6 protein-coding genes are annotated in these 8,043 nt (G+C 40.5%); all 6 read left to right on the top strand.

Annotation, left to right across the window (positions count from 1 at the left end):
* Positions 1 to 522: PD-(D/E)XK nuclease domain-containing protein (locus EDM53_RS04035; protein ID WP_207215462.1), on the top strand; the 522-nt coding region annotated here is incomplete at its 5' end.
* A 16-nt stretch (positions 523 to 538) separates the two neighbouring features.
* Complete coding sequence (locus EDM53_RS04030; RefSeq protein ID WP_130122388.1) at positions 539 to 2,221, top strand: AAA family ATPase; 1,683 nt, start codon at positions 539 to 541, stop codon at positions 2,219 to 2,221.
* Between the two features lie 564 nt (positions 2,222 to 2,785).
* On the top strand, positions 2,786 to 4,051 hold the full coding sequence (locus tag EDM53_RS04025; protein ID WP_130122387.1) for a hypothetical protein: 1,266 nt from the start codon (positions 2,786 to 2,788) through the stop codon (positions 4,049 to 4,051).
* Positions 4,052 to 4,129: 78 nt separating this feature from the next.
* Entirely contained in the window at positions 4,130 to 5,428 is a 1,299-nt protein-coding gene (locus EDM53_RS04020; protein WP_130122386.1) for an ankyrin repeat domain-containing protein, read from the top strand.
* A gap of 657 nt (positions 5,429 to 6,085) precedes the next feature.
* The gene (locus EDM53_RS04015; protein ID WP_130122385.1) at positions 6,086 to 7,285 is read left to right on the top strand and encodes a hypothetical protein; all 1,200 of its coding nucleotides are present in this window, start codon (positions 6,086 to 6,088) and stop codon (positions 7,283 to 7,285) included.
* Positions 7,286 to 7,367: 82 nt separating this feature from the next.
* Complete coding sequence (locus EDM53_RS04010; RefSeq protein WP_130122384.1) at positions 7,368 to 7,703, top strand: hypothetical protein; 336 nt, start codon at positions 7,368 to 7,370, stop codon at positions 7,701 to 7,703.
* The last annotated feature ends 340 nt before the right edge of the window (positions 7,704 to 8,043 follow it).

Here is an 8,043-nt window from a genome sequence, read left to right as displayed (position 1 = left end):
AACAAAGAAGTGAGCTTTGTGTACGATGACATAGTAGATGATTGGTTTAGCGAGGCAATAAGCATAGAGTCATACGACAGCTTTGTAAGAAGCTTGGTGGATGGAGACATGGAAAAGTTTGAGATGTACATCACAAGCTACATAATGCAAAGTGGGAGCTACTTTGACTTTAATAAGAACACACCAGAACAAGTCTTTCATGTGTTTATATTGGGTCTAGTTGTAGGATTGAGAGGAGAGTACTACATACGCTCCAATCAAGAGTCAGGGCTTGGAAGATTTGATGTAGTAATGTTGCCAAAGCAGAGTGGGAGAGCTGGTATTTTGCTGGAGTTCAAGGCAACGGATGACCCAAAGAAGCTGAAGGCAAAGGCAAAAGAAGGCCTAAAACAAGTGAAGGACAAGCAGTATCTTGAGCTTTTTAAACAGAACGGAGTGAAGGAAGTGGTGGCGATAGGACTTGCGTTCTCTGGAAAACAGATGTCTTTGATGAGTGAGAAGGTCCTATTGGAACACAAATAAGAGGCAATGTGAAATTATGAAATACAAACTACCGGTAGGAGTCAGCGATTTTAAAAAGATAGCAACAGGCAATTATGTCTTTACGGACAAGACGCTGTTGATCAAGGAAGTAATGGAGGATGGTGCTGATATTATACTTGTCACCAGGCCAAGGAGGTTTGGCAAGACGCTTAACCTGTCGATGCTTTACTACTTTTTGGACCATAGCCAGCCAAAGAGTGAGAATTTATTTGAGAAGCTGAACATAGGCCAGGACAAAGCATTTTGTGAGGAGCATCAGAATCAATATCCAGTGATATTCATATCGTTCAAGGATGTGAAGCAGTCTACATACCGAGGAGCATACGAGGATATTGTATGTCTTATTATGGAGCTGTATGAAGTACACAGGTATTTACTTGAAGTGGATGGATTGCTATCAGATAGTGAGGCAAGGATCTTTAAGGCATTAATGAACAGAGAAGGCAAGCCATCTGACATAAAGTCAGCACTTAGGCGGTTGTGCCTGTATATGTATAGGAAGTATGAGAAGAACCCAATTATATTGATAGACGAGTACGACACACCGATACAAGAAGCTTACCTGCACAAATACTACGAGAAGATGGTAGAGCTAATGCGGGGCATATTGGGGCAGGCATTAAAGGATAACAGTTACTTAACAAAGGCTGTAGTCACAGGAATAACGCGTATCTCTCAGGAGAGTTTGTTTTCTGGATTAAACAACATAGAGGTATACTCGTTATTGAGAGAAGACTATGGGCAATACTTTGGGTTTACCGAAGAGGAGGTTCTCAAATTGCTGGAAGAAACGAAGCAAGGAGTATCGCTTGATGCAATCAAGGAATGGTACAATGGTTATCAAATAGGGAAGCATGTATTGTACAATCCCTGGTCTATCATCAAATGTTTAAAGAATCACGGTCAATTAGAGGAATACTGGGTGAATACGTCAGGCAACGGATTGATAGGGGATCTGTTGAAGAGTGCAGGAGGAGAAGTCAAGAGAGAGTTTGAAGAGCTCTTGCAGGGGAAGGTGATAACACAACCATTATGTGAGAACCTAGTGTTACCGGAAATAGAAGAGAGACCTGAAGCATTGTGGAGTTTATTGGTATATGCTGGATATTTGAAGGTTCTGAACCGTAGACTGGAAGAAGAAACGATAGCGGAGTTGTGTATACCAAACAAGGAGGTAAGCTTTGTGTACAGCAGAGCGATCAAGAGATGGTTTACAAAAGCAACCATACCCGGCTCATACGATAGCTTTGTGAGAAGCTTGATGGATGGAGATATGGAGAAGTTTGAGATGTACATCACAAGCTATATAATGCAAAGCGGCAGTTATTTTGACTTTAATAAGAACACGCCTGAGCAAGTATTTCATGTGTTTATATTAGGGCTAGTAGTGGGGTTAAGGGGAGAATATTACATACGCTCCAATCAAGAGTCGGGGCTTGGAAGATTTGACGTAGTGATGCTCCCGAAGCAGAGTGGAAGGGCTGGCATACTACTGGAGTTTAAAGCAACAGACGATCCGAAGAAGCTGAAGGCAAAGGCAAAAGAAGGCCTAAAGCAGGTAAAGGATAATCAATATCTGGAGCTATTTAGACAGAACGGAGTGAAGGAAGTACTGGCGATAGGGCTTGCGTTTTGTGGGAAGCAGGTGAGTTTGGTGAATGAAAAGGTTGTGGTTTAACTGAGAGGTTCATGGGTTATCTGTTCAGGTTTGTCACACAGTGTGTACACGAGTTGAGACCTTGTTGTGGAGGGTTTCTGGCCGTTTGTGCACACAGCGTGTTAACAAAAGAGATGTTCGTGTGCACATTGTGTACACAACCTATACGCCTTGATTTTAGTGCTCTCGAGGCAGGATGCACTAGGAGTGCGTAGGGGGTGTGCTCCAGTTTTGAAAAAAAGATCGCCTGTAAACGGCTATGCCGTTAGCTTTTTTGTTGAAGGTTATTTATAGCTATGATAGATCCGTTGAGGTAATGGCAATAAAAGCCTATCTGGCGCTTAAAGATGTATCAAAACAACCGTGACACTTGCAGAAAATTTGAGACAATACAAAAAGGTGGTGTGTTTTACTGAGATTGATGCTTCAACTAAGAGTAAAAGTCTTAAATAATGAAAGGGGAGGATATTGTATAAATTGGTATACACAACATGGATACAAAACTTACAAAGACTAAACGCTTAGTTGTGGTGCGTCCTATATTGTGTTAAACTGATAGTAGTGTCGCTCTAAAAGTAGGAAAGTATGCCAGTTAAGGAAGGAAGACGGGGAAAAGGTAGCAGTGCTCGCCGATACGGTAGGACACAGAATTGGGTCCCTGTCACGCCAGCCGAACCAATAAGCACACCACTCCTGGGCCTAAGTGGACGAGAGCTAAATGTGCAACAGACTAGGTACGATTCCCTAAGCACGCTTTTCAGTGTTTCCGATGTTTGTGCAGCTGTTATGTTGGATATGCCAAGTAAACAGATGTATATTGCCATGAATGGCGATGTGGGGACTGATAATATTGCTGTAAAGGAATGCCTATCGTATATACGAGATATCTGTAGCTTAGCATCAAAACATTATGGTGATTTGCAGTCTCACATAGAGTCTCGCCCAGATGATCGTCCATCGGATGATTTCAGAATACAGATGAAAAGCAAAGTAGATGCTTTTGCAAACAAATCACTTGAGACATGGAAAGCCTGTATAAGAAAAACACGGTTTGAGCGGGGCGCACAGTATATAGAACCAGAGAGTGATGATGTCACCAATAAGTCTGTGGAAATACACCGTGCAGTAGAAAAGGTAACGGATTCTATTATTTTACACTATAGTAGGCCAGAACATGTTGCTAGTTTTACTAATGATATGATAGAGATCTTAGAGTCTGATGACCACGTTAAATTGATAGGAGGAGCACCCAGAGGGTCAGCTACTAGATCAGTTAAAGAAGAACATGCAGAATTGAAGTTAGTGGATGTCATAATGTCCAGAGTATTTGTTAGTATACTGCGTGAAGAAACAATAGAGAGGGATCTCAGCTATTACATTGGTGTATCAAAATCATGTTGTCTTACCTGTAGGATAGTCATTCAAGCTGTGAACGAGACACTAAGGGAGGAGTTAGGGGTACAAAATATTGTTGATGTAAGAGAACCGAATCCAAAGATCATAGTGCATGAGCCATTTCCTGCTGGGATACCAGAATTTTTAGCAGAGGGAGGGGCTCAGATGATTGTGAACATTAAGCAAAAGATCAAAGATAAGATTGTTCAAAAAGCTCTAGGATCGGGAGCAAGGATTTGGGATGGTGTGGAGGAATTTGAGAATATCTTTACTGTTACGTCACCTGTAAACATTATACCTCCCGCTCTTCAGGTACGCAAGAGATCTATGTCAGACCCTCAACTATTCAAGACCACAATTAGTACATCAGGTGCCGGTTATTCAGCTGGTAGCCATACTACAGCACTTTTCAATCGTGATCAAAAAGAACAAAATCCAGGAATAGGAAGAACATGAATTTTATTATCATTTTGAGTTATGAAGTATATAATGTTCGAATCGAATGAATAAATAAACAAAAACTAAAGAACCTTCATGTTACGCAACGCCATCTTATTCTTAATAGAAGCTGCTTCAGGTGATATTAGTGGAATGCAAGAACGGCTTGAGAGCGGTGTTGACATCAATGTTGCTGACAGTAGCTGTGGGGAGACAGCTTTGCATAAAGTTGCGAGGGTGGGCAATACTGAGGCAGGTGAATTTTTGTTGCAACATTCAGACATAGTAATTGATGCCATTGATGATAAATTTGGTAGCACACCTTTACATTTGTCAGTTTTAAATGGTAAATTTGAAATGACAGAAATGCTACTTGAATATGGTGCCTCACCAGGGATACAAGATAAGTCTGGACATATCCCGTTGTATTGGGCAGCTAGTGAGGGGAATGAGAATATGGTCATCTTGTTATTAGAGTATCAGTCACCTGTAGATGTAGCATCAGCGGAAGGTCTCACTCCTCTTGGAATAGCCGTAAGAAACTGGGAGTATAGTACATGTTCGAAGCTGTTACAGTACGGAGCAAATTCGATATTGTGTGGCATAGATGCTAGTATGAATAGTGAGTTTATGGATGCAGCAAGGATAGCAAACGATGTATTGGTACACAATAGGAATAGCATACTAAAAACTGTGTGCTATAGTGTTGCTTTGTCAAAACAATGTATACCATTTGAGATAGTAAGAGTAATCACAGATTATTACTCTGATTGTTATTTTTGGACGAAATTTGATACACAAACAGTTGAGGCATTGCAAGGGGTAGTGTTTCCCAAACAAATGCAGATCCCTAGCATCATCAGCAGCAACGAAGAAAAGAATATGGGGTCATCAAATGCAATTGCAGAAGTGGTAGTTAGTGATGATAGAACAGATACGGAATGCAGTGCAGCTCTATCTACAGATACCAACGTTGATTCTAACGCTGACCAAGAAGAGATAATTGTTGAAGATGCTAGCTTACAAAGACGGAGCAATATTAATGGTGTCGCAAGGGAAGAGATAAGCACTATGGTGTTGAGAGATATATTGGAATGGGTAGGCAGGTTACCTGTCTGGCTTCAGCAATATATGGTACATTTTCACATAATAGATAGGTTGCTTGAGTTAGCAGATACAGACGTTTCGATTAATCTTATAGGGAGTCGTGACAATTTTGAAACCCAGAAGATGTTACTTAATAGAGAAGAGATAATTGGAGAAGATAGCGAACATGCAATGCTCGCTGATTATATCGCAGAATACAAAGCTTATGTTGATGGACCAATAGTGGATACATTTTTCAGTGATTTGATACCAAGTATGATGATTCATGAGTATAATTGTCACCTATGAACTTTAAGGTTTTGCAAATGTCATCAATGACCATACCATGCTCGTGGTGCATCTTCTTTGCAGTTAAGACTTTTGGCGCATTTTACCTTGATGGATTGTTGTAGAGTGGAGGAGTTTTCTGTGTTTGGGTGTGATTTGGGCGCTAAGATGTAGCCATGGGCTTGAAAAACATTATCTTGTCCATCCGTCATGTATGATAAGAAAAGCAAACAAAGAGTTTGCAAAGAGCCTTTAAGAAGATAAGCTGTTTTTGAAGGCTGGAAGAGGAGATTCTGGCGTCCGTCATAGATTTTGAATCTGTACTTTTGATAAGAACCCTCTTCCACATTGCCTAAAAGCTGAACGGTATCTTAGAAAAGCAAAAATTGCTTATTCTGTATTGACATGGCTAGCTTATAGCAATGGTACTTCATAATTTCTTATTGATCAACTAATTAAGGGTCCATATAGGGGAGGACATAGGATTGGGACAAAATAGTACGCTAAGGACGAATATTATCAACTCAATCCCTCCTAAAATAACCTCCCCAGCAATCCTGACGGGGAGTGGATTCTAGTTTGAAGTGCAACAAAGCATCAGTAGTGTTGATTTTATTAGCTAAATGTTAGAGAATGATGGAAGTCATGATTAAAAACATAAAATCAAAAGAACATTATATGAAACCAAAGCAACTGAACATAAAGATGACACACGCTGAGTTTGAAGAAATATGCAATGGTCTGAACAATGGCAATGTGGAAGAAGCTATAGCAGCTTTTATAAGTAGCTACAGGGAGCAAGAGCTATCGCGAGACGATGTGTTAAGCTTAACGTTAAATAAAGCTGTGATTTATGGCGAACCAGATATAGTGGAAAAGATTTTGTCTACGCCACATGCTGAGAGTATACTGACGCCAATAATAGGCTCATACGACAGTGTTATTCGTAAGATCTTTGCTCACGAAAGAACTGATGAGATGGTAAGAAAGACAGATGGTAGTGTGTTTGGGGCTGTGTTAGAATACCTGAAACATAACAGAGACATACCATTGGTAGACTTGGAGGGTGAAGATTTTGCAAGTATGTACTATATGCTAAAGTTACCAAGATGGGAGGTAACGCTAGACGATAGGTGGTGGTATATAAGAAAATATTTTTTGGATTCTTTATATACAAAAGATTCGCTTGATAAACTTGATAGGAGTCTATACACAGAGTTTAGTAGAGCAGAATATTTGAAGGAGTATGGGGAGCAACAAAAGAAGGGGATGCTGAAATTGCAGAATAAAGTAGAAGAAGATGATGATGATGGTCCAGAGGGTGGGGGTGCTGGGGAGAATAATAGCGGTGTGGATCGGGGAGTGCAAACTATAGCGACGAATAATAGCCCCAGTATAAGGAATCAAGAAGCCAGCGATGGTATGAGTGAAGAGGTTGTAGTGTATGGAAGTTCTAGAGATTGTAGAGTTGATAGAAATGATGGCGGTATTGATGTTATAGCTGAGGTACTTAATAACTTACTCGGTTGGATTGAGGAGCTGCCGGTATGGTTGCAAGAACATGTAATGGAAAGGCACTCAGTGGAGAGAGCCTTGGAGTATGTAAAAAGCTGTAGCAACGGGTTATTATTTAAATTATTTGAGGAAGGTGTTGATGGTACTGGTAAGAATGATGAAAGTACAGTTATGGATACATGGGAGTTGGTAAGGGCTGATTATGTTGCGAGTCATGGGCCTGATGTTGAAACTGTGAATGGTTATGCTATACCGAACCAGATCTTAGGAGGAATGAGCGGCATGGTGAATGTTCTATGTGGTGATAGTATAGGGATAGAGGAAGTGTATGATACAGTGGGCTATGAAGATATGAGTATTTAGGAGGGTTTGGTAACAGCGCAGTAAGCATTCTAAAGAATCCCATACTGGAGAAGTGCTGTGCTAATACTACAAGAGGGGGGAGATGGTAGCAGAATATAACATACTGGCTAGGGAGAATGTATACGATAACAGAGATAGTATATTTCACGGAAGCAAAAGCGCTGCTGCAAGGAAGGGCAATGAGGAAGCTCCATTGTGTCTTGGTACAGGCAGTGATCATGAGGCTCTTGATTTAGAAATTAGCATTAGGGGGAGAGTGCTAGCGCTCAACGCGATCGCTAGTGCGTTGTCTTCAGAACCCTATACGTCAGTAACTGAGGTTCATGATCATGCAAGTAGTCCATTATGTGTGGTGCTTGGGGATCCAGATGGGAAGCTAGAGAATCTAGATACAATAGTTAACCCCAATTTGATATAAGGATGAGTTAGAAATGGTGTAAAGAGAGAGTTGCAGATGGAAAGGAATGGGAGTAAGCTTATCTTTTTAACCCAAATTAAACAGGTAGTCTATGTTCCCATTCCTCACTGACATCTTCTGTCATATTGATGATTTTTGCAACACCTTTGGAGAAAAAAATAAGAGATTTGGTTTGCCTAACCCAAATAAAAAACGCAATAAGCCTTGTAGAATGGCTCTTTCAGAGGTTATGACAATATTAGTCTTATTTCACATGAGCAACCACAGAACCTTTAAACACTTCTATATACACTATGTTCTTAAAGACCTTCGCTCTTGTTTTCCACAGGCTGTAAGTTAC

Source organism: Rickettsiales endosymbiont of Peranema trichophorum, assembly GCF_004210275.1.
Lineage (GTDB): Bacteria > Pseudomonadota > Alphaproteobacteria > Rickettsiales > Midichloriaceae > RICK02.
This window is presented reverse-complemented; position numbering and strand designations above follow the sequence as displayed.